19 protein-coding genes are annotated in these 20603 nt (G+C 75.8%); 9 read left to right on the top strand and 10 right to left on the bottom strand.

What is annotated here, in order from left to right:
• Both ACWD4P_RS13100 and ACWD4P_RS13095 read right to left on the bottom strand, forming a co-directional pair.
• Positions 1-583: AfsR/SARP family transcriptional regulator (locus tag ACWD4P_RS13100; RefSeq protein ID WP_449779639.1), on the bottom strand; the 583-nt coding region annotated here is incomplete at its 3' end.
• Positions 584-837: 254 nt separating this feature from the next.
• A complete protein-coding gene (locus ACWD4P_RS13095) occupies positions 838-1542 on the bottom strand; it encodes a ScbR family autoregulator-binding transcription factor (protein WP_449779635.1) in 705 nt (234 codons plus the stop codon).
• 457 nt (positions 1543-1999) lie between these two features.
• Between ACWD4P_RS13095 and ACWD4P_RS13090 the strand changes: the two genes are divergently transcribed.
• Positions 2000-2998, top strand: coding sequence for a ScbA/BarX family gamma-butyrolactone biosynthesis protein (locus tag ACWD4P_RS13090; RefSeq protein ID WP_359827175.1), 999 nt, complete (start codon positions 2000-2002; stop codon positions 2996-2998).
• A gap of 357 nt (positions 2999-3355) precedes the next feature.
• Complete coding sequence (locus ACWD4P_RS13085) at positions 3356-3922, top strand: DUF5959 family protein (RefSeq protein ID WP_359827172.1); 567 nt, start codon at positions 3356-3358, stop codon at positions 3920-3922.
• Between the two features lie 7 nt (positions 3923-3929).
• Here the strand turns inward: ACWD4P_RS13085 and ACWD4P_RS13080 are convergent, their stop codons facing one another.
• Together ACWD4P_RS13080 and ACWD4P_RS13075 are read right to left on the bottom strand one after the other, a co-directional pair.
• Positions 3930-5462, bottom strand: coding sequence for an MFS transporter (locus ACWD4P_RS13080; RefSeq protein ID WP_449779634.1), 1533 nt, complete (start codon positions 5460-5462; stop codon positions 3930-3932).
• Positions 5459-6019: a MarR family winged helix-turn-helix transcriptional regulator gene (locus ACWD4P_RS13075; protein WP_449779633.1), complete on the bottom strand. Its 561-nt coding sequence runs from the start codon at positions 6017-6019 to the stop codon at positions 5459-5461. Before ACWD4P_RS13075 ends, ACWD4P_RS13080 begins: the two co-directional genes overlap by 4 nt.
• Before the next feature lie 83 nt (positions 6020-6102).
• On the opposite strand from ACWD4P_RS13075, the gene ACWD4P_RS13070 reads away from it, so the two are divergent.
• Complete coding sequence (locus tag ACWD4P_RS13070; protein WP_449779632.1) at positions 6103-6771, top strand: response regulator; 669 nt, start codon at positions 6103-6105, stop codon at positions 6769-6771.
• Between the two features lie 77 nt (positions 6772-6848).
• Here ACWD4P_RS13070 and ACWD4P_RS13065 read toward each other — a convergent pair whose 3' ends face one another.
• The 3 genes from ACWD4P_RS13065 to ACWD4P_RS13055 all read right to left on the bottom strand — a co-directional run bounded on the left by ACWD4P_RS13065 (position 6849) and on the right by ACWD4P_RS13055 (position 10452).
• Complete coding sequence (locus tag ACWD4P_RS13065; protein WP_449779631.1) at positions 6849-8147, bottom strand: sensor histidine kinase; 1299 nt, start codon at positions 8145-8147, stop codon at positions 6849-6851.
• Between the two features lie 143 nt (positions 8148-8290).
• Positions 8291-9682, bottom strand: a complete 1392-nt coding sequence (locus ACWD4P_RS13060; RefSeq protein WP_449779630.1) for an FtsX-like permease family protein — start codon at positions 9680-9682, stop codon at positions 8291-8293.
• 5 nt (positions 9683-9687) lie between these two features.
• Complete coding sequence (locus ACWD4P_RS13055; protein WP_449779638.1) at positions 9688-10452, bottom strand: ABC transporter ATP-binding protein; 765 nt, start codon at positions 10450-10452, stop codon at positions 9688-9690.
• 206 nt (positions 10453-10658) lie between these two features.
• Here ACWD4P_RS13055 and ACWD4P_RS13050 point away from each other — a divergent pair, with 206 nt between their 5' ends.
• From ACWD4P_RS13050 to ACWD4P_RS13035, 4 genes are all read left to right on the top strand, one after another.
• Positions 10659-11207, top strand: a complete 549-nt coding sequence (locus ACWD4P_RS13050; protein ID WP_449779629.1) for a hypothetical protein — start codon at positions 10659-10661, stop codon at positions 11205-11207.
• 183 nt (positions 11208-11390) lie between these two features.
• Positions 11391-12296 (top strand): ketopantoate reductase family protein, encoded by a 906-nt coding sequence (locus ACWD4P_RS13045; protein WP_449779628.1) that lies wholly within the window; start codon positions 11391-11393, stop codon positions 12294-12296.
• A 132-nt stretch (positions 12297-12428) separates the two neighbouring features.
• On the top strand, positions 12429-12824 hold the full coding sequence (locus ACWD4P_RS13040; RefSeq protein WP_449779627.1) for a hypothetical protein: 396 nt from the start codon (positions 12429-12431) through the stop codon (positions 12822-12824).
• Positions 12825-13016: 192 nt separating this feature from the next.
• Positions 13017-13676: a thiaminase II/PqqC family protein gene (locus tag ACWD4P_RS13035; protein ID WP_449779626.1), complete on the top strand. Its 660-nt coding sequence runs from the start codon at positions 13017-13019 to the stop codon at positions 13674-13676.
• A 168-nt stretch (positions 13677-13844) separates the two neighbouring features.
• Here ACWD4P_RS13035 and ACWD4P_RS13030 read toward each other — a convergent pair whose 3' ends face one another.
• Positions 13845-14321: a hypothetical protein gene (locus ACWD4P_RS13030; protein WP_449779625.1), complete on the bottom strand. Its 477-nt coding sequence runs from the start codon at positions 14319-14321 to the stop codon at positions 13845-13847.
• Positions 14322-14596: 275 nt separating this feature from the next.
• Between ACWD4P_RS13030 and ACWD4P_RS13025 the strand changes: the two genes are divergently transcribed.
• A complete protein-coding gene (locus ACWD4P_RS13025; protein WP_449779624.1) occupies positions 14597-15769 on the top strand; it encodes a S1 family peptidase in 1173 nt (390 codons plus the stop codon).
• A gap of 106 nt (positions 15770-15875) precedes the next feature.
• Here the strand turns inward: ACWD4P_RS13025 and ACWD4P_RS13020 are convergent, their stop codons facing one another.
• Entirely contained in the window at positions 15876-17102 is a 1227-nt protein-coding gene (locus ACWD4P_RS13020; RefSeq protein ID WP_449779623.1) for an ROK family protein, read from the bottom strand.
• Between the two features lie 317 nt (positions 17103-17419).
• Between ACWD4P_RS13020 and ACWD4P_RS13015 the strand changes: the two genes are divergently transcribed.
• Positions 17420-19174, top strand: a complete 1755-nt coding sequence (locus ACWD4P_RS13015) for a SpoIIE family protein phosphatase (RefSeq protein ID WP_449779622.1) — start codon at positions 17420-17422, stop codon at positions 19172-19174.
• An 82-nt stretch (positions 19175-19256) separates the two neighbouring features.
• Here the strand turns inward: ACWD4P_RS13015 and ACWD4P_RS13010 are convergent, their stop codons facing one another.
• Positions 19257-20501 (bottom strand): trans-sulfuration enzyme family protein, encoded by a 1245-nt coding sequence (locus ACWD4P_RS13010; protein WP_359831893.1) that lies wholly within the window; start codon positions 20499-20501, stop codon positions 19257-19259.
• Positions 20502-20603 lie beyond the last annotated feature (102 nt).

Below are 20603 nucleotides of genomic sequence, written 5' to 3'. Positions count from 1 at the left end.
CGGTGAGTTCGGCCAGCAGCACCCGGTGCCGGCCCAGCCGCAGGTCCGCCTCGATCCGCTGGTCCAGCGCGCAGAGCCTGGTCTCCTCCAACCGCTTGGCCTCGACGGCGAGTTGGCCGCCGACCGGTACGTCGGCGAAGGCCGGACCGCGCCACAGCGCGAGCGCCTCGCCCAACTGGCGGGCGGCGAGCGGGAAGTCATTCCCGTCCATGGCGCGGTAGCCGCGCCCGGCGAGGCGGTCGAACTCCTGGAGGTCGACCAGCCCGCCGCCGCTGTTCAGCATGTAGCCGCCGGCCGAGGTGACCAGGACGTCCTTCGCACAGGAGGCCCCCGGGCCGCCCTCGTTCCGGGCGAGCGCCCGATCGATGAGGTCCCGCAGTTGGAGCACGTACGTCTGCACGGTGGTGCGCGCACTGCGCGGCGGACGGCCGGACCAGAGTTCCTCGGCGAGGACGCTCGCCGGAACCACCTGGTCGGCCCGTAACGCCAGTAGTGCGAGCACCTGTCGAGGCTTCGGCGCCGACGGCACCACCGACACCCCGCACAGTCGGACCTCCAAGGACCCCAGCACCCGGATCTCCACGACGACCACCCCACATCCAGACGGATCGGCGGCCCCGACGGCCGCCGGCCGGGCGGGTGCTCCGCTGCTCACCGTCCGCGTGGATCCATCGGAAGGTCGATTGAGCACCCGACGCCTATCCAAAAACAGGACAGACGGTTTGTCAATACAAAACCGACTGCGCTGTTTGTTTTTGGGCGGAGCACTAGCGCGAGGACGGGACACCGAACCGCCCGTCCGACCTCGAATCGCCCGGCGGGGCCCGCGAACCGGGGTCAGGAGCCGTCCGACGCCGACGCCTCGCCCGGGGCCGGCACCTCGACCGCACCCGCCTCCGCCGCCCGGGCCGCCGCCAGTTCCGCGACCACCCGACCGCCCCGGTCCGCCGCGAGGTCGAGCGTGGCCAGCACCCCGGGCACCGCGATGGCGGGCATCAGATGCTGGTACAGCGCGGCGATCCGGCGCTCGAGGTCCGCCCGGCCGGACATCTTCTGGGACTGGATCTGCACCCCGGCCCAGGCCCCGGTGACCAGCCGCGCCGTCTCGGCGGGCACCACCTGGGGCAGCAGCTCCCCGCGCCGGCCGGCCGCCTCCAGCGCACTCTCGGCCCGCCGGGCCCAACCGGGCCCCGCGCCGCCGCCGAATTCGCCGAACACGTCCTGGCCGAGCGAGAGCCGCGCCCCCGCGCTCAGCACCGGATCGCGCGGCATGAGGTGGGCGACCACCATCCCGAGGTCCACGAACTCCTGGAGCTTGCAGTGGCGTTCGGGAATCTCGTCACGGCCGAACTGCTCCTCGACGACGCCCTGGGCGAGCTCCCGCTTGGAGGCGAAGTGGAAGTACACCGCGCCGCGGGTCACCCCGGCGCGTGCCACCACCTCGCCGATGGTCGCCCGCTCGTACCCGCACTCGTCGAAGACCGACGCCGCCGCCTCCAGGATCAGCCGACGCGTCCGGACGGCCCGCTCCTGCCTCACCACCGCAACCACCCCACCCGAAACGCTTGGCAAAGAAAACCAAACACCCCGTATCTTACCCGGCGCAGCCGACGAAGATCCTTGTCTCGCGGATCGCTGAGGCCGTCCTCGAGCGAACCAAAACCGCATAGACGGTACGAGACGAACAGATGACCGACATCTCACCGCGAGGCCCCTTAACCGGAAGGGCAACTACCACTTCCAATGGAGGGGTGGCGAACGGCCGCACAAGAGTAATGAACCTGTCAAGTTTTCCCGTCAATATCTCCACAGGTCAAACAGGGGAGCCCGAGGATCCGATCTCCGGGCGATGATCCACACCCACCCACCGTGCCCGCCCGACCACGCTCGGCCGCCGACGAACCTTTGTTCTGGCTCCTTGAAAACCAAACCGGTAGGTACGTATCTTACGAGCCCTGAGCAGCCCACCCCGCCCGCACGGCCCTTTGGAGCGCTCCCCATGACTCTGCTCGCCTTCCGCACGCCTGCCCCCGCCACCACCGCCGGCACGGGCTCCGGGACGCTCCCGGGCCCGACCGCGGCAGCGGCCCCGGCGCCACGCCTGACCAGCACCGTCGCCAAGGAGTACGTCCACCGCGCCTGCCACGCCGAGGTCTTCCTCACCGGCAGCGAAGAACTGATCGACGGCACCTTCGCCGTCACCGCGCAGTGGCCGCGGGCCCACACCTTCTTCAGCACTCCGGACGGCACCCGGCACGACCCGATCCAGGCTGCTGAAACGATCCGCCAGGTCGGGCTCTACCTCGCCCACACCCGATTCGGCGTACCTCTCGATCACCGGTTCATGATGTGGAGCCTCGACTACACCACCCGGCCGCGCCAGCTGCTGATCGGCGCGGCCCCCACCGACCTCAACCTGGAAGTCCGGCTCCTCGCCCGGCCCCGCCGCTCCGGCACCACGATCGACTTCACGCTGGAGACCGTCATCCGCAGGGGCCCGCAGCCGGCCGCCACCGGAGGCACCCGCTTCACCACCGTCCCGGACTCCACCTACCAACGCCTGCGCCGGGGACGCCACCACGCCGAACAGCCGTCCGCGCCGGCCGTCACCGCCGAGCCGCTGCCGCCGGGCCGGGTCGGCCGGCTCCGCCCGTGCGACGTCGTGCTGACCCCGGCGGACGCCCCCGGAAGCTGGCACCTCACCCCCGACTTCTGGCACCCGATCCTCTTCGACCACGCCGGCGACCACATCCCGGGCATGGTGCTGCTGGAAGCGGCCCGGCAGGCGGCCAACGCGCTGAGCAGCCCGGTCACCGTCACCCCGACCGCCGCGGCCACCACCTTCCACCAGTACGCCGAACACGACGCGCCCACCACGATCACCGCCCGGCACACCCCCGGCGAGGACCCGGACGCCCTCACCACCACGGTGACCGGCCACCAGCACGGTGAGCCGATCTTCACCACCGTGATCACCGGCCACCCGGACCACCGCTGACCCGACGGCCGCCGCACCGACCGGGCAGCCGGTACGGCCCGAGCCGCGGTCCGTGCCCGCCGGAGCACCGGACGCCCCCACCACCCACCGCACCACCCACTGCGCTCCACCCACCGCTCAACCCCCCGCACCACCCGACGGCCCGCCCGACCACCCCGGTCCGGCGGGCCGTCCACGATCCGCACCCGGACGGTCCGGGCCGTCCCCTGCCGACGACACCCACCGGGCAGCACCACCGGCCCCCGCCGGCCCCCGCCGGCCGAACACCGTCGGAACACCCCGGTTCCGGGCTGGCACCGGGGCGAACACCTGCGCGAGGATGTCAGCCCCTGGATCCGCTGCCCACAGGAGCACGCCGTGAGTGAAGTCGCTGCGCAGCAGAACGAGTTGATACGGCTGGCCGACCGCCCCGGCACCGACGACTCCCCCGGCCGCCACGGCCGGACCGGCGGCCGGAACATCCGGGTGCGGGTCCTCGGGCGCCACGCGCCGGGCTCGCTGCTCGGACACGACTGGCTGGACTGCGAGATCACCGTCACCGCGGACTCGGTGCACGGGCAGTTCGTCACACTCGTGACCGACCGCCACCTCCGACAGTGGGAGACGGCCTTGGAGCGACTCGGGCGCGGGTGCGCGGTCCGCTGGCTGGACGAGGAGCACGGACCGGAGCTGCGGATCGAACCCGGGCGGCCGGGCGGGCTCTGGGTGACCGTCTCCGACGCGGAGGAGTCGGGCGTCACGCTCCGCGTCGTGATCTCCCCCGCACCGGGCTGGCTGGACGAGCAGCGCACCCTGCTCGGGCTCGTCCGGGACGCCTACCCGGCCGAGGTGGTCGAACCCTCCCCGGGCGTCCACGCCTGGCGCGAGAGCCCGACCGGGGAGAGCCTTTCCGGGAAGAGACCGCTCGGGCCCCGCGCGATCTGACCTTTCGTCACGTCCGGTGCGGCGAGGGAACTCCCAGCCGCCCGAGCGAGCGGTCCGGCGCGGTGAGGAGGAGGAGCAGGGCCGCACCGCCGAGCATGAACAACGCGAGGTGGTGCAGCCCGCCCGTGGTGGCGCCGTGCGGGAAGAAGGCCGCGTTCGCGGCCGAGGCCGCCATGGCGCCGAGGTACATGAAGGTGCGCAGCAGCCCGGCCGCCGAGGCGATGGCGGCCGGTTCCGCCTGGTGGTAGAGGGCGGTCTGGGTGCCGAGGCCGATCAGCCCCTGTGCGACGCCCGCCAGCACGCCGACTCCGATCAGCAGGGCGCCCGGACTGTTCGCGCGCACCAGCAGCAGGGCGGCGCAGGCCGCGATCTGGCAGACGGAACCGACCAGCAGCTTGCCGCGCACCCCCGGGCTGCGGCCGCTGAGCCCGGCGGTCGTGAGCGCGGCCACCGAGAGCGGCAGCAGCACGAGCCCGGCGGTGGCGGCCGAGAGGCCGCGCCCCTCCTCCAGCCACTGGGTGTAGCCGTAGAGGAAGGCGTAGACGGCGGTGAAGCCGAGGACCTGGCGCAGGTAGGTGGCGATCAGCGGGCGGTTGGCGGCGAGCGCCCGCAGGTCGATGAAGGGGGTCGCGGCCCGCCGCTCACGGACGGCGAAGGCGACCGCGGCCAGGGCGGCGAGCACCGGCAGGTACCAGCGCGCCGGGTCGGGCTTCATCAGGAACAGCATCAGGGCGAGCAGGAGGACCGCGAACAGGGCGATCCCGGCGTGGTCGAGCCGCCCCGGGCCGCCGGGGCCGCGGCGGTGATCGGATCCGCCCGAGCGGTCGGGGCGCTCTGGGCGCTCCGGGCGCTCGGGGCGCTCTGGGCGCTCGGGGCCGTCGCCGTTCCCGGAGCTGCGTTCCGGGCCGCGCTCGGCGACGGGCAGCCGGACAGCACCGAACACCAGACAGGCCAGCGACAGCGGGACGTTGACGGCGAAGACGGTCCGCCAGCCGCCCGCGCCGATCAGCAGCCCGCCGAGGGTGGGTCCGACCACCGCCACGGTCTGGTTGGCGACGGCCAGGACGGTCAGCACCCCGGTGGGGCTGGACTGCCCGGTCCGCTCGGCCTCACTGCGGGTCAGGTGCATGGCGGCGGGGTAGGCGGCGGAGGTGCCCAGCCCGAGCAGCACCCGGGCGGCGATCAGCAGCCCGAGCGACGGGGCGAGCGCACCGAGCAGTCCGGCGACGCCGACCAGGGCCGTTCCCGCGAGGTAGAGCCGGCGCGGGCCGTGGGTGTCCACCAGCCGCCCGAGCACCGGCTGGCCGACCGCGGTGGCCAGGTAGAGCGCGGTGACCAGCCAGGCGGTCTCGGCGGGCGGCGCGCCGAAGGCGACGCCCACGGGCACCAGGGCCACCGCGATCATCGAGGAGTTGATCGGGTTGAGCACGGAGCCCAGCGCCATCGGCGCGAGCAGCCGGCGGTCGAACCCGCCCGCCGGAGCGGGCCGCTGACGGCGCGACCGGAGCCGGGCCAGCAGGGCGGCGGGGCCCGCCGTCACCGGTTCAGCCGGTCCATCAGGGCCAGCGCCTCCAGCACGGTGGCGCGCTCGGCCTCGGTGTAGTGCTCCGCCATGGCCCGGGACAGCCATTCCTGGCGGGCCTGACGACGGCCCGCGACCTGGGCCAGGCCGGCCTCGGTGAGGCTGACCACCTGACGGCGGCCGTCCTCGGGGTCCGGGCGCCGCCCGACCAGTCCCTGCTGCTCCAGCGCGGCGAGGGTGGCGGCCATCGACTGCGGACGGACCCGCTCGGCGGCGGCCAGCGCGCTGGCGGAGGCCGGACCGTCGCCGATCAGTCTGCTGAGCACCGCGGTCTGGGAGGGGGTCAGGTCACTGGCGCCGCCGGCCTCCCGGAGGGTGCGGCGCAGCCGGCTGTAGACGGCGCGCAGCTCACGGGCGGCCAGGGCCGCGCTGTCGGGGACCACGGGATCGGCGGGCTCGGCAGGCGCGGCGGGCGCGGCGGGCTCGCCGGGAGCGGCGGGCTCCATGAACCCGGCAGCGCCGGCCGGGACTTGACGGGCCGCGACGGCGGCACGGGCGGTTCGCTTCTCGGTCACGGTTCCACGGTAATTTCATCAGTCTGGACTGTCCAGTCTGGACTGAAGAATTTCCCGGAGCCGCGGGCCCGGATAATGACGGCATGATCGACAAGCAGCTCCGCGTCGTCCTCGCCGAGGACTCGGTGATCCTCCGGGACGGCATGGTCGAACTCCTCACCGCCCGCGGGTGCGCCGTGGTCGCCACCGCCGGGACGGCGCCCGACCTGCTCGCCGCCGTCGCCGAGCACCGGCCCGACGTGGCCGTGGTGGACATCCGGATGCCGCCCACCCACACCGACGAGGGCATCAGGGCCGCCGTGGAGATCCGCGCCACCCTGCCGGAGGTCGGCATCCTGGTCTTCTCCCAGCACGTCGAGACCGCCTGGGCCGCCCGGCTGCTAGCCGACGGCGCCGCCGGCATCGGCTATCTGCTGAAGGAGCGGGTGGCCCGCACCTCCGAGTTCGTCGACGCCCTGCACCGGGTCGCCTCGGGCGGCACGGCGCTCGACCCTGAGATCGTCAACGGCCTGATGCACAGCGGACGGCGCAGCCGGGTCGACACGCTCACCCCGCGCGAGCGGGAGGTGCTGGAGCTGATGGCGCAGGGGCACTCCAACCGGTCGATCGCGGCACGGCTGGTGGTCTCGGAGCGGGCGGTGGAGAAGCACGTGGCCGCGGTGTTCGGCAAGTTCGACCTGCCCGCGACCGACGCCGACAACCGCCGGGTCAAGGCCGTACTCACCTACCTCGCGGAGGGCGGCGCCGCCTGAGGCCGCGGCCCCGCCGACTCGACCCTGCCGGCTCGGCCCCGCCGGCTCGGCCCCGCCGGCTCGGCCCCGGCCGTCCCTCAGAGCCGGGCGGGCAGCTCGGCGCCGACCGCCGTCGGCCCGCCGGGCGGGCTGTCCACCCGCAGCATCCCGTCCACGGCCGCGAGCCGCTCGGCCAGCCCGGCCAGACCGGTGCCCGCGCCGATCGCGGCGCCGCCGTGCCCGTCGTCACGCACGGTCAGCCGGACCCTGCCCCCGGCCGCGGTCACGCTCAGCTCCGCCGACCGCGCGCCGCTGTGCTTGGCCACATTGGTCAGCAGCTCGGCCGCGCAGAAGTAGACGGCCCGTTCGATCACCTCCTCCGGACGCTCCCGGAGGTCCAGGCGGACGTCGACCGGCACCGGCGAGGTGGCGGTCAACCCGGGCAGGGCCTCGGCCAGTCCGCCGTCCAGCGCCACCGGGTGGATGCCCCGGGTCAGTCGGCGCAGTCCGGTGATGGTGTCCTCGGTCTGCCCTCGGGCCCGGTCCACCAGGGCGCGCAGCCGCCCGAGGTCGGGCCCGCCCGAGCTGCCCGGGCCGCCCCCGGCCGCCGCCTCCCCAGTGGGCCCGCCCAGCGCGGGCCCGTCCACGGCCGGAGCGCCCGCCGCCAGCACGTCGTCGGCCAGCGACAGCGTGATGGCGAGCGCGACGAGCTGTGCCTGGGTGCCGTCGTGCAGGTCGCGCTCCAGGTGCCGCAGCCGGTCGGTGCTCTCGGCCAGCAGGGTGGCCCGGGCCTGCTCCAGCTGACGCACCCGCTGCTGCGAACGCGCCGGCCCGAGCAGGGTCCGCGCCAGCGTACGGTCCGCTGCGCCGAGCGCCCGCACCAGGGCGGGGACGACGACCAGCACCGCGAGGCCGACCGGGACCGCACCCAGGTCCAGCAGGCCGATCGACCTCGGGCCCGGTTCCATCATCCGCACCCAGAACGGGAAGCCCATCAGCCAGACGCTGCCGAGCGGCAGCCCGACCACGGCCAGGAAGCCGAGCACGCCGAGCGGCAGCCGCAGCAGGAGGTAGAGCAGGGTGCGCCAGGCCACCGGGTCGGTCAGCACCACCCGGCCCCGGGCGAACACCCCGGACGGGCGCGGCAACGGCGGCGGCGCGGGCACCTCCTCCCCGAGCAGCCGTGCGACCAGCCGGCGGTGCGGCCCGCCGAGGCCCCTCGCCCCGCGCAGCGCGGCCACCACGAACGGCAGGCCCAGCACGGTGAGCGAGAGCAGCGCCCCCGCGTAGAGGACGGCGACGGCGTACACCCCACCGAGCACCCCGAGCGGCAACCCGAGCACCGCGAAGGCCAGTTCACCGCCGCGCACCGACCGGTACCGCCGTCCCTCAGCCACCGTCCACCTCACCCTTCACCTGCCGACCGGCCCCCAGCATCCACCAGGAACCACCGGAACCACCGCACCCACCTGCCCTTCCGTCCGCACGGCCCACCCGGACAGCCATCGCACCGACGCCGCGTCGTGCCCTGTCTTCGCCCTCACCCCCGCTCCCCGCCCGTCGACTCCACCGCCGAGCCGCCGACCGCCCACAGCCCGGTGACCACGATCCCCGGCACCGTGAGTGCCGCAGCCCCCAGCACCACCCGGGCACAGGCGACACCCGGCACCACCGGCACCACCGAACCCGTCACCGCCAGGCTGAAGGCACCCGAGGCCGCGGCCGCCACCACCGCACCCAGCAGCACCCCGATCGCCGTGGTCAGGAGCGCCTCCACGGAGAGCATCCGCAACAGTTGCCACCGCGTCGCCCCGACCAGGCGCAGCAGCGCGAACTCCCGGCGCCGGTCCGCGGTGAGCGCCACCAGGGTGTTGAGCGTGGACACCGCGGCGAAGCAGACCAGCAGCCCGAGCTCCGCCCCGCGCAGCCAGATGTCGCTCTCCGCGGTGACCGTGGTCGTGGCACCCGTAGCCCGGACGACGTGCTCGGCGGTGCCGGTTAGGACCAGCATGGTGCCGGAGAGCCCGACCAGCAGCGCGACCGGCACCACCGCGGAGGAGAGCCTGGCCGCGTAGCCGCGCAGGTTGGCGTCCGCCAGCCAGCCCGCCCGGGGCGCGAGCACCCGCGACGGGGCGCCGAGCACAGCAGCCAGCACCCGGGCCGCCACCGGCCCCAGCAGTCCGACCGCGACCAGCAGCACCACCGAACCGAGCAACGAGGCCTGCCCCGCCTTGTCCAGTTCCCCGGCCGGCCGGGTCGCCGCCAGCCTCAGCAGCAGTCCGCCGCCCGCGAGCGCCGCCACCCCGGCGAGCAGCCGCGGCACTCCCGTCCGCCGCGGCCCGCCCACGCCCTCGCTCAGCGCGACGGCCGGAGCGGGCCGGGTGATCCTGCGGGCCGCCACGGCGGTGGCCGCCAGGCCGACCAGCAGCGCCACCCCGAGCCCGACGAGCGCCGGCACCGGCGTCCCCGGTATGCGCAGTCCGGGTGCGGCCATGCCGCGCCGCTGGAGCGCGGCGAGAAAGGCCCGGGCCGCGAGAAGGCCCACCAGGCCGCCCGGCACGGACACCAGCAGGACCGTCGCCGCCACCTGCGCGCGCACCACCCGCCGCACCTGGCGGGGTGTCGCCGCGACGGTGCGCAGCAGCGCCAGATCGCGGTGCTGCTGGCGGAGCGTGAAGCCCAGCGCGTTGACCACGACGAACAGCGCGACCAGGACGGCGATCTCGCCGAACGCCCCCGCGATCAGCACCAGGCCCGGCCCGGACGGCGCTGCCCGCGCCACCTCGGCCGGCGCCGTGACCTGGGCGGCGACGAGCGAGCCGAACAGCGTGACCGCCGCCACCGCCAGGAACAGCGCCGTCCCCAGCCCGGTGAAGGAGGCCGGACGGCGGCGGATCTGCCCCACCGACAGGCTCAGTACGGGACTGCTCATCGCCCTCACCCGCCCAGCCGGCTGAGCCGCTCGCCGACCTGTGCGGCCGTCGGACCGATCAGCTCGTCGACCAGCAGGCCGTCGGCCAGCAGCAGTACGCGGTCCGCGTACCCGGCGGCGACCGGGTCGTGGGTGACCATCACGCAGGTCTGCCCGTCAGCGTCGACACCCGCGCGCAGCAGGCCGAGGACCTCCTGCCCGGTGGCCCGGTCCAGCGCGCCGGTCGGCTCGTCGGCGAACAGCACCTCCGGCCGGGAGACCACGGCCCGGGCTATCGCCACCCGCTGCTGCTGACCGCCCGACAGCTGCCCGGGCCGGTGCCGCTCCCGCCCGGCCAGCCCGACGCGCTCCAACGCCTCCCGCACCCTGGCCCGCTCGGGCGGCCGCCCGGCCAGCCGGCCGGGCAGCTCGACGTTCTGCGCGACCGTCATCGCGGGCATCAGGTTGAAGGCCTGGAACACGAACCCCACCCGGGTGCGCCGGAGCTCCGCCAGCCGGCGCTCGGGCAGCCCGGACACCTCTGCGTCGCCCCACCGCACGGTGCCCCTGGTCGGGCGGTCCATCCCGGCCAGGCAGTGCAGCAGGGTGGTCTTGCCGGAGCCCGAGGGGCCCATCACCGCCGTGAACGTCCCCGGTGCGAAGGCCGCCGACACCCCGCGCAGCGCCCGTACGGCCGCCGTGCCCCGTCCGTACTCCCGGTGCAGCCCGGCCGCGCTCAGGGCCGCGCCCGTCACCCCGTCGTGCGCCGCCGTGGCGGCGGCAGTCGTCATCCCGTTCATGCCCTCCATCGTGGGCGTCCGGCGCGGCGAGATCGATTGTGCTGGCACCCGAATCCGGGGTTCGGAAAACCGAACCCCGCAGGTGGTGCCACGTCCACCCGGCCCGGTCACGGGACGTCCGGTCACCGGACGCCCGGTCGCGGATCGCCCCGGCCCCTGCCTCCCGGCGGGCCCGCCCGACGGGGGATCATGAGCCGGTGACCATCGACCTGCTGCCCGGCCACGGCGTTCGCCTGCCCGCCCCGCTGCCCGAGCTGCGCTTCGGCCTCACCGAGGCGCAGGTGCGCGCGCTGCTGGCCCCGCACGGCGAACTGCTCCCCGACGGGCTGCGGAGCACCTTCGTCTGCGGCTGCTCCTGGGCGCTGGCCTTCGAGCTGCCCGGGGTGGGCGTCACCCTCTGCGCGGACGACCACGACCGCCTCGGCACCGTCGTCGTCGGCCGGAACCCGAGCGACCCGCGGCCGCCCTGCCCGGTCGGCTACCACGGGATCGACCTGCTGGCCTGGCCCGCGCACGAACTCGTCGAGGCGCTGCGCGCCGAGGGCCTGCCGGTGCCGAACCCCGTCGGCGGCACTCTCCGCCACGGTCCGCTCTTCCTCGGTCGCGCGCCCGGTACCCGTCGCCGACCGGCCGCCCCGAGCCGCAAGCCGCGCCACGAGGAGCCGTTCGTCTTCGAATCCGCCGCCCTCCACGCGCCGGAGCCGGATCCCGTCCACCCGGTCGACCCCACCGGGGCCGTCGGGTGACCCCGTTCCCGACCGGCGACGGCTCCCCCGTCCCGGGCGCCCTGACCCACCAGGGCGCCCGGCGCGCCCCGCAACCGCCCCCGCCCTTCACCCACCCGCCTCGCCCCCCGTTTCGCCCATCCGCCCGGCCGTCCGTCCGTCCACCCATCCGTCCACCCATCCGTCCATCCACGGGAGTTCACCATGACCACCACCCCCCTCACCGTCGCCGTCCTCGGCCCGGGCGGCGTCGGCGGACTGATCGCCGGGCTGCTCGCCCGCGACGGCCACCGGGTCGTCTGCCTGGCCGGGGAGGAGACCGCAGCCGTCATCGAGCGGGACGGACTGCGGGTCCGCAGCGCCCGGTTCGGCGAGTTCACCGCCCGGGTGGCGGCCGCGACCGAGTTGCGCGAGCCGGTCGACGCGGCGTTCGTCACAGTCAAGGAGACGGCGCTGGCCGCCGCACTCGACCGGATGCCCGCGCAGGCGCTCGGCACCGGGATCGTGGTGCCGCTGCTCAACGGCCTGGACCACATGGCGCTGTTGCGCGAGCGCTACCCGGCCGGCCGGGTGGTGGCCGGCACGATCCGGGTCGAGACGGCCCGCACGGCGCCCGGGCGGATCGAGCACACCAGCCCCTTCGCCACCGTCGAACTCGGCGCGGGCGCCGAACCCGCCGCCCCTGTAACCGAGTTCGCCGAGCGGCTCCGGCACGCCGGGCTGGACGTCGCGCTGCGCGAGGACGAGACGGCGATGCTGTGGAGCAAGCTCTCCTTCCTCGCGCCGTTCGCGCTGCTCACCACCCGCCACGCGAGCGCGGTCGGCACCGTGCGCGGCGAGCACCGGGCCGAACTCCTCGCCGTGCTGAACGAGATCACCGCCGTCGCGCGGGCGGTCGGCGCTCCGGCGGACGCGCAGGCCCTGCTCGCCTCCTTCGACCGCGTCCCCGGGGCGATGAAGTCCTCGATGCAGCGCGACGTGGAGGCCGGCCGGCCCACCGAGCTGGACGCCATCGGCGGCGCCGTGCTGCGGGCGGCCGATGCCCACGCGGTGGCCGTCCCGACCATCGCCCGTCTGGTGCGCGACCTGTCCGGGCCCGCCTCCCGGTAGTCCGGACCGGCACCTGATGGAACGGCAGCCCCCTTTCTGAGCAAAGGGCAAAGACTTTCCCAAAGGTTCACCCGCGCTTCCGGAACCACCGCACGGCGGACCGGCGTTGAGTACGACGGGAGGGATAGATACATGACAAGGAAGCCGTACCGCCTGGCCGCGACCACGCTCGCGCTGCTCCTCGCGGCCCCACTGCTCACCGCGTGCGACGCCGACAAGGCCCTGGACTGCGGGAAACTGGCGATCAGCCTCACCGGCGACGTCCAGGACCTCACGGACTCGGCGACCAACGTCGGCCAGCTCGCCGACGAGAACCGCCGCAACCACACCATCGAGGCCCTGAAGAAGGTCGCCGACGACGCCAAGAAGATCCGCCAGGACGGCGGGGACAAGATCGACGCGGCCGCGGACCGGCTCTCCAAGGCCGTCAGCACCGCCATCGACCAGGCTTCCAAGCACAAGCAGCCCGACTTCAAGCCGATCGCGGACGCCGCCGGCGACATCGGGAAGGCCTGCGCCGGATCCTGACGCCCGGGGGCACTCCCCGTCGCCCGCTCCACCGGCTCCCGGCCCGGGCCCACCGACCCGCGGCCGGGAGCACGCTGCCGCCCCGGGGCTACCGTCCCGTCGCCGGGGCCGCGGGCCCGGCCTGTCGCCGCCGCACCAGCCCCACCAGGCGGTAGGAATGGCACCGGACCGAACCGCACCCCGGAGGTACCGGTGAACCACCCGATCCTCGACCAGATCCAGGACCTGCGCGCCGCACTGGCGCCCGGCGACACCGCCCCGGCGCTGGTCGCCGCGCTCGCCGACGGCACCGCACCGCGCTCCGCGCTGGCCGAACTCGCCGCCCAGCAGCTCCGGATCATCCGCTCCGACCGCCGCAGCCTGCTGCTGCTCGCGAGCCGCTGCGCGGACCGACCGGTCAGCGCCTGGTTCGCCGTCCTGGCCGAGGGCGAGAGCGCCGCGCTGCGCACCCTGCCCGCGCTCGGCGCCGCCGTCGGCCTCGACCGCGGCGCACTGGAGGACCGCCCGCCGCTGCCCGGCTGCCAGGCCTACCCCCACTACCTCGCCTGGCTCGCCCTGAACGGCGAGCCCGCCGCCACGGCCGCCGCCCTGGTCACCAACTTCGCCGCCTGGGGCGGCTATTGCGCCACGATCGCACAGGCGCTGCGCCACCAGTACGGCTTCTCCGACGAGTCCTGCGCCTTCTTCGACTTCTTCGCCCAGCCCGCGCCCGAGCTGGAGCAGCAGGCCGCGGACGCGCTGGGCCCGGACCGGCTGGACGAGCCGACCCTGGCCGCCGCGCACCAGCACGGACTGCTGCTCCAGGCCTACGAGCACCTGTTCTGGGACACCCTGGGCGTCATCGACGCCTGAGACCGGACCGTCCCGGAGCCGAACCGCCCAGGGCCCCCAGGAACCGAACCTCCCCGGAACCGAACCGCCCCGGAGCCGAACCGTCCCGGTCCCGAGTCCGCCCCGGGACCGGGTCAGCTCAGGACCAGACCGTTCCCGGCGGCGAACCGCCCCGGGGCCGAGCGGGCCTCACGCCTGCCAGTGCGGCTTCCCGCTGACCATCCGGCAGGAGATCACCCGGCCGGCGGCGTCATGGGTGCTCTTGCCCAGGTCCGCGTTGCGGCAGAACTGTCCGGCCTCGTAGCAGTTGCCCGCGTTCGAGCGGATGTCGCAGCCGGCGCCGGCCGCCGCGGGGGGCTCCGGGTCGGTGGGCGGCTTGGCGGTGGTCACCTTGGGCTGCGGCGCCTTGGTCGCGGGCGGCTGCGCGGGGGCGCTGGGCTGGGCCGGCGGCGCCGGGGGCGTGGTGACCGGTGCCGCGGGCGCCGGCTGGGCCGGCGGGGTGACGACCGGGGCCGTGGTGGCGGCGGCGCTCGGCGCGGCCGAGGCCGTGGCACCGCCGTCGGCCGCCGACGGGTCGCAACCGGTCAGCGCCAGGCCGACGGTGAGGACGAGTCCGGCGAGTCCGGCCAGGCCGGCCCTGCGGCGACCGGGTATCCGTGAAGACATGGGACGAGAACGCTCCGTTCCGTTTGGACGAGTCGTGCGATTCAAGCAGGAGTCGCACACGTACCGTCCACCGAACCCCCACTCGTTGGCGGATCGAGACCTTCCGGTCACCGGGCGTCGCGCGTCCCGCGCCGCCCTGCCGCCACCCTGCCGCCGCCCGCCCCCTCCTACCACCGCCCGATAGCGCCGAAGCGCGGGGCAATATGACGTGTTCCGATCACATCGACCGGATGGCTACGGTTCCGGCAACCCCCACGCCGATCGAGGAGATCCCCGTGCTCCGCATCCGCGCCCTGGCGGCCGCCGCCGCCCTGACGACCGCCGCCCTCACCGCCGCCCCCGCCGTCGGCGCGCCCGCTGACGACCCGTCGACGGCCGCCGCGCTCGCCGCCCCCACCCGTGCGGCCGCCGTTCCGGCCGCGCTGCTGCCCGCGCTGGAGCGCGACCTCGGGCTCTCCCCACAGGCCGCCGCCGACCGGCTCGCCCGCGAGGGCCGGGCCGCCGAGGTCCGCTCGGCGCTCGCCCGGGCGCTGGGCGAGCGCTGGGGCGGGGCCTGGCTCGACGGGCCGGACGCCACCCTGGTGGTCGCCACCACCGACGCCTCGGCCGCCCGCACCGTCACCGCCCACGGCGGCCGGGCCACCGTCGTCCGGCACTCCCTCGCCGAACTGACCCGGGCCAAGGAGGCACTCGACCGGGCCGCCGCGGCCGCCACCCCCGGCGCCACCCCGCTCTGGTACGTGGACGTCCGGACCAACGCCGTCGTCCTGCGGTCCACCGACGCCGCCCGTACCGGAGCGTTCCTCCGGGACTCCGGCGCGGACCGCTCACTGGTCCGGATCGAACGCGCCACCGCCGCACCCAGGCCGCTCGCCGACCTGCGCGGCGGGGACGCGTACTACATCGACAACGCCGCCCGCTGCTCGATCGGCTTCCCCGTCACCCGAAACGGCCGACCGGGCTTCGTCAGCGCCGGTCACTGCGGCCAACCGGGCTCCAACGCAACCGCCGCCGACGGCAGTTCGATCGGCACCTTCCAGGGCTCGACCTTCCCCGGCAACGACTACTCCTGGGTCGCGGCCGGCCCCGGCTGGTACGCCCGGCCGCAGGTGGACGACTACGCGGGCGGCACGGTGACGGTGGCCGGCTCGACCGAGCAGACGGTCGGCGGCTCGGTCTGCCGCTCCGGCTCCACCACCGGCTGGCACTGCGGCACCGTCGAGGAGCAGAACGCCACCGTCACCTACCAGGAGGGCAGCGTCTACGGCGTCACCCGCACCACCGTCTGCGCCGAACCCGGAGACTCCGGCGGGTCGTTCATCTCCGGCGACCAGGCCCAGGGGGTGACCTCCGGCGGCTCCGGCGACTGCGCCTCGGGCGGGGAGACGTACTTCCAACCGGTCAACCCGATCCTCGGCGCCTACGGGCTGACCCTGGCCACCGGCTGATCCCACCAGGGCCGTCCGGCCGACCGGCCGAAACGACCGGCCGAGACGACCGGCCGGGAGGACCGGGACGACCAGGACGACCAGGACGACCGGGACGACCGGCCCGTCAGCGCAGTCCCGCCGTCCGGCGTTCGAACACCTCGGGACGGGCGGTCTCCAGCGCCGTGGCGACCGCGCCGAGGAGCACCGCCTCCTCCCCCAGGAGGCTCGGCGCGAGCGTCGGACGCATCGGGGCGAGCCGGTGCAGGGCCTGCTCCAGCGGCTCCAGGAGCAGGTCCGCGCTGCTGCCGATCCCGCCGCCCAGCACCACCAGGTCCGGGTCCAGGACGGCCGACAGCACGGCCACCGTGTAGGCGAGCCGCTCGGCCTCCCGTTCCACCGCCCGGACCGCCGCGGCCTCCCCGGCCCTGGCCCGTTCGAACACCTGCTTCGCCGTCAGCCGGCGCGGCCCGGTGCTCTCGCCGTCCAGCCCGAAGTCCCGGGCGGCGCGCACCACCGCGTCCGCGGCGGCCTCCTGCTCGAGGGTCGCGGTCGGCTCGTCGGCCCGCCCGGACAGCGGGACCAGGCCGATCTCGCCCAGCGCGCCGTGCGCGCCGAGCAGCAGTTCGCCGTCCTTCACCACGCCCAGCCCGAGACCGGTGCCGACGAGCAGGTAGGCGAACATCCGGCTGCCCGTCCCGGCTCCGAGGGTGTACTCGCCGAGCGCCGCCAGGTTGGCGTCGTTGGCCACCGAGACGGCCGTCCCCAGCCCCTCCCCTATCCGGTCGAACAGTCCCGGTCTGCCCCAGCCGGGCAGGCTGCTGGCGTAGCGCACGCCGCGCCGCTGCTCGTCCCACACCCCCGGGGTGCCGATCACCGCGTGCACGATGTCCCCCGCGGTGAGGCCCGCCTCCGCGATCGCCTCGTGCGCGGCGGCGACCACGGCGTCCGCGACGGCGTCCGCCGAGCGGCCCCGGTTGGCCACGTCCCGGCGGGCGACCACCGTGCCGGCCAGGTCCGCCACCGCCATCCGCAGCCGGGCCCGGCCGATGTCCACACCGAGCACGTGCCCGGCCGTCGGGTCGACCTCGTACAGCACCGCGGTGCGGCCGCGCTCCGGGGCCAGTCGCCCGGCCTCCCGCACCAGCCCGGCCCGCTCCAGCTCGGCCAGCGCGGCCGAGACGGTCGGCTTGGACAGGCCGGTGTCCCGGGCCAGCTGGGCGCGCGAGGAGCCGCCGCCGGTGCGCAGCAGCTCCAGCAGCAGCCACTCGTTGTTGCTGCGCAGCCGCTGCCGGTTCCACGGCACCCCGCGGGCCCCTGCCGCCGGGCGACTGGTCGGCTGGTGGGCGCTCATCGGGTTCCTCCGGTCTGGGTCTTCGGGCGCGGGTCGGATCGTACGGCCGGGCGGTCCGGCCCCGGCCCGCCGCGCCCGGGGTCGGGCGCCGCCGCCCAAGTATGACCGGTGATCATCCGGCGTCCACCGGCCGTGTCCGAACCGCCCGGCGGTGGACCCGCGGTGGACCCACGGCGGCCTCGCGACGACACCGTGGACGGCCGCACGGAGCACGCCGCACCGGTTCCGCCGCACGCTCCGTTACAGCACCGTCCCCGGTGAGTCAACGTTCCACCCACTGGTGGGCGTGCCGCGCCCGGGCGCGTGATCATGGGCTCATGCACTTCCGGCACGGCAACCGAGCAGAGGGTCCGCGGTCCGCGACACCGGACTCCCGGTCCCTGGCGGCGACCGCGGCGGCCCTCGCCGCCCGGCTCGGCGTGATCGCCGGAGGCGACGGCGGGGGTGACGGCGGCGACGACCCGGAGCGGCTCCGTGAGGTGCTGGCCGCCGCCCCGGTCGGTGTGGCCCTGCTCGACGAGCGGCTGCGCTGGCAGTACCTGAACGCGGCCTTCACCACCGCCACCGGTCTGCGCCGCGCGGACCTGCTCGGCCGGGCCGCCGGGACCACCGCGTTCGCCGGGGCCCTCGGCGTCCTGCGCCGGGTCCTCGCCGACGGGCTCGCCCGCGAGCAGGCCACCGGAGGCCCGGACGGCGCGGGCGCCCCCGTGCCGCCCGGCCTGCGGGTGCGCTACCGGGCGCTGCGGCGCTCCGGGCGGACCACCGGGGTGATCGTCGTCGTGCTGGACGACCCCGACCCGGCCCGCGAGCAGCTGCGCCTGCTGGAGCAGGCCCGGGCCCGGCTCGCCCTGCTCGACGCCGCCGCCGAGCGGATCGGCACCACCCTCGACCTCGGCACCACCGGCGACGAGCTCGCGGCCTTCGCCGTGCCCCGGCTCGCCGAGTTCGCCACCGTGGACGTGCTGCCGCCCGAGGCCGAACCCACCCGGGCCGGGCACGGCGTGCCCCAGCGGCTGCACCGCGCCGGCGCCCGGTCCGCACCGCCCCTGCCGGCCTCGGCCCTCGCCGCGCTGCCCCGGCCCGGCGAATCGATTCGCCACGGGGAGGGCTCGGCTGCCGCCCGCAGCCTGGCCGGCGGCGTCGCCGTGCTCACCGAGCCCGGGCCCGAGGACTCCTGCCCGCCCGGGACGGCCTCGCTGCTGGTGCTGCCGATGGCCGCCCGGGGCCGCCTGATCGGGCTGCTCACCCTCGGACGCACCGCCGCCGGCCCGGCCTTCACCCCGGACGAGGCCGCCCTGTTCGGCGACCTCGCCGCCCGCGCCGCCACCGCCCTCGACAACGCCCGCCGCTTCGCCCGCTCCCAGGGCATCGCCCTGGAACTCCAGCGCGCGCTGCTCAGCGAGCCCGGAAATCCGCACCAGAACCTCGCCCTCGCCTCCCGCTACCTGCCCTCCGGGAGCACCTCGGTGGTCGGCGGCGACTGGTTCGAGACGGTCCGGCTGCCGTTCGGGCGCACCCTGCTGGCGATGGGCGACGTCATGGGCCACGGCGTCGAGGCCGCCGTCGACATGACCCACTACCGCTCCGCGCTGCGCGACCTCGCCGGTATGGACCTGCCCCCGCACCGGATCCTGCGTCAGCTCGACGACATCGTCTCGGCCGACGACTCCGCCCGCCCGGCGACCTGCCTGCTGGCCCTCGCCGACCCGGGCCGCGGCCGCTGGACCCTCTCCAGCGCGGGCCACCTGCCGCCCGCCCTGATCGCCCCCGGCCGTCCGACCGAGCTGCTGCGCGTCCCCACCGGCCCGCCGCTCGGCACCGGCCTCGGCGGCTACGAACAGACCTCCCACCCGCTCGTCCCCGGCCAGACCCTGCTGCTCTACACCGACGGCCTGGTCGAGCGCCGGGGCGAGGACATCGACGTCTCCCTGGAGCGGCTCGCGGCGCTGCGGCTGCCCGCCACCGGGGTCCTCGACGAGCTGCTCGACGCCCTCCTCCGCTCCCTCGCCCCGGCCCCGGCCACCGCCGAGGACGACATCGCCCTCCTGGCGGCGCGCCCCCGGCAGCGCTGAGGGGGCCGCCGGGGCGCGCCGTCCCCGGCCCCGGGTGCGGCGCTCCGGTGTCCGCCGGCCGGCGGCTCCCCGCGCCCCGGGCTCACACCTTCGCCAGCGCCCGCCGCACGTCCGCCCAGATGTCCTCCGGGTGCTCGATGCCCACCGACACCCGCACCGTCCCCGGGCCGATGCCGACCGCCGCCAACTCCCCGTCCGACAGCTGCCGGTGGGAGGTACTGGCCGGGTGCAGCACCAGGGTGTGCACGTCGCCCAGGGACGGGGCCAGCGAGGCGAGCCGGACGGACTCGGTGAACGTCGCGGCCGCCTCCCGGCCGCCGGCCAGGTCGAAGGCCAGGACGCCGCCGTGGCCGTCGGGCAGCAGGCGGCGGGCGCGTTCGTGGTCGGGGTGGGTGGGCAGGCCCGGGTAGTGGACGGCGGTGACGGAGGGGTGGTCGGCGAGCCGGCCGGCCAGGTCCAGTGCGGTCTCGCACTGGCGGCGGACCCGCAGGGCCAGGGTCTGCATGCCGCGCAGGGTCAGCCAGGCGGCGAACGGGTCGGCGGAGGCGCCGAGTTCGAGCGAGCGCCGCCAGACCCGGTCGCGCAGTTCGGGGTCGGCGAACACGGCGATTCCGCCGAGGACGTCCGAGTGCCCGCCGAGGTACTTGGTCACGGAGTGGATGACGATGTCCGCGCCGTGTTCGATCGGGCGGCACAGCAGCGGCGTCGCGAAGGTGTTGTCCACCACGCTCACCACCCCGGCCCGCCGGGCCGCGGCGATCAGCCCGGGCAGGTCGGTGACCCGGGTGGTGGGGTTGGAGACGGTCTCCAGGAACAGCACCCGGGTGCGGGGCCGCAGCGCGGCCGCCGCCTCCGCCGGGTCGTCGCCGCTCACGTAACTCACCTCGACGCCCCAGCGCTCGGTGAGGTCGGTCAGCGCGCCGACGGTGCCGCCGTACAGGCTGCGCTGGGCGATCACGTGGTCGCCGGCGCGCAGCAGGGCGAGCAGTGCGGTGCTGATCGCGCCCATGCCGGAGGCGGTGGCGAGGGCTCCGGTGCCGCCCTCCAGCCCGGCGACGGCCTGTTCCAGCGAGCGGACGGTGGGGTTGCCGAAGCGGTTGTAGAAGAAGGCGCCGTCCGGTCCCCCGTGGGCCCCGGCGAGCGCCTCGCCGGTGTCGAAGGCGAACAGGTGGCCCTGGTGCAGCGGGACGCCCAACGGACGGCTGCCGGTGACCTCGGCGAGCGGTGGGTGGACGACCCGGCTCTCGGGGCGCAGCTCGTCGGGGGCCCGGCGGGAGTCGGGGGCCTGGCGGGAGTCGGGGGCCTGGCGGGAGTGGAAGTCGCTCATGGCGCCCATCCTTGGGGCGGGTCCGACGCCCGGGCCAGGGCCAATCGCCGTCAGGTGGCCCGCCCCGGGCGGTCGTTCCGGCCCGCCGCCCGGGAGGCGGCG

This window comes from Kitasatospora sp. NPDC002543, assembly GCF_053594915.1.
This window is presented reverse-complemented; position numbering and strand designations above follow the sequence as displayed.

Excerpts from the sequence above, each read along its gene's own strand:
- ACWD4P_RS13090 (WP_359827175.1), top strand. The coding sequence starts at position 2,000 with ATGACTCTGCTCGCCTTCCGCACGCCTGCCCCCGCCACCACCGCCGGC.
- ACWD4P_RS13070 (WP_449779632.1), top strand. The coding sequence starts at position 6,103 with ATGATCGACAAGCAGCTCCGCGTCGTCCTCGCCGAGGACTCGGTGATC.
- ACWD4P_RS13060 (WP_449779630.1), bottom strand. The coding sequence starts at position 9,682 with ATGAGCAGTCCCGTACTGAGCCTGTCGGTGGGGCAGATCCGCCGCCGT.
- ACWD4P_RS13055 (WP_449779638.1), bottom strand. The coding sequence starts at position 10,452 with ATGACGACTGCCGCCGCCACGGCGGCGCACGACGGGGTGACGGGCGCG.
- ACWD4P_RS13045 (WP_449779628.1), top strand. The coding sequence starts at position 11,391 with ATGACCACCACCCCCCTCACCGTCGCCGTCCTCGGCCCGGGCGGCGTC.
- ACWD4P_RS13040 (WP_449779627.1), top strand. The coding sequence starts at position 12,429 with ATGACAAGGAAGCCGTACCGCCTGGCCGCGACCACGCTCGCGCTGCTC.
- ACWD4P_RS13030 (WP_449779625.1), bottom strand. The coding sequence starts at position 14,321 with ATGTCTTCACGGATACCCGGTCGCCGCAGGGCCGGCCTGGCCGGACTC.
- ACWD4P_RS13020 (WP_449779623.1), bottom strand. The coding sequence starts at position 17,102 with ATGAGCGCCCACCAGCCGACCAGTCGCCCGGCGGCAGGGGCCCGCGGG.
- ACWD4P_RS13015 (WP_449779622.1), top strand. The coding sequence starts at position 17,420 with ATGCACTTCCGGCACGGCAACCGAGCAGAGGGTCCGCGGTCCGCGACA.
- ACWD4P_RS13010 (WP_359831893.1), bottom strand. The coding sequence starts at position 20,501 with ATGAGCGACTTCCACTCCCGCCAGGCCCCCGACTCCCGCCAGGCCCCC.